Below are 733 nucleotides of genomic sequence, written 5' to 3'. Positions count from 1 at the left end.
CGGGCTTCGGCAGGGCGGCGGCGGCGGCCGGATGAGGACCCTGGCACGGCCGGCCCCGGGGGGCGCCGCATCGCCCGGATCCCTGGCCGCCGCGGTGGCCCGCCCGATCGCGCGGGCCGGCATCTCCGCCGCGGGGCGGCTGCGGCCTGCCGGCCGCCGCCCGGGCCGCTCCGCCCGGGCATTGCCATCGCCACGCAGTCGATCCAGGGCTGCGGCGCCCCCGGGTGGCGCCCGCCATGCCCATCCAGGGCTTCCCGGGCATGCCCGTCGTCGATGCCGTGGCGGTCCCCAGCCTGGCCGCGCCGCGACGCCCGGCCCCGCCTGGCGGCGTCCCGGCACCACCACGCGGCCGCGCCCAGCGCGATCACGATCGCATGCATCCGGGCCGGCCGCCGGCGACGGCGCAGGCGGGCTGGCCCCGTGCCCGGCGACCGACCGGGCCGCCTTGCCCCGATACCGCACAAAAGGAAAATATTCCTTTACAGCGACGCCGGGATCATGCTCCGCTCGCGGGTTCCCCACCGCCCCGCGAGGCCCCCATGCGCGTCGAAAACCTGGTCCCCGGCGCCCCGCCCCCCGATCCCCGTCTGGTCCCGCCGCCCGCGACGCCCGCCTTCCCCGACCCCGCCTTCGCCGATCTCGCCGCCGCCGATGCGCCCGACCCCGACTGGGCCGCGCTCTCCCCGCCGCTGCGCGCCCTGCCGCCGGCGCGCCGCGGCCGCCGGCCGGCCAG

The 733-nt window shown here is 80.6% G+C and carries 1 pseudogene; it reads left to right on the top strand.

Features of this window, described 5'->3' with window-relative positions:
* Window positions 1-539 precede the first annotated feature (539 nt).
* Window positions 540-733: pseudogene (locus E2C05_RS32265) on the top strand (hypothetical protein); the annotation flags it as partial.

The organism is Paracraurococcus ruber (assembly GCF_004353985.1).
GTDB lineage: Bacteria > Pseudomonadota > Alphaproteobacteria > Acetobacterales > Acetobacteraceae > Paracraurococcus > Paracraurococcus ruber.
Note: the sequence above shows the minus strand (reverse complement) of the source record. Positions and strands in the feature narration are given on the sequence as shown.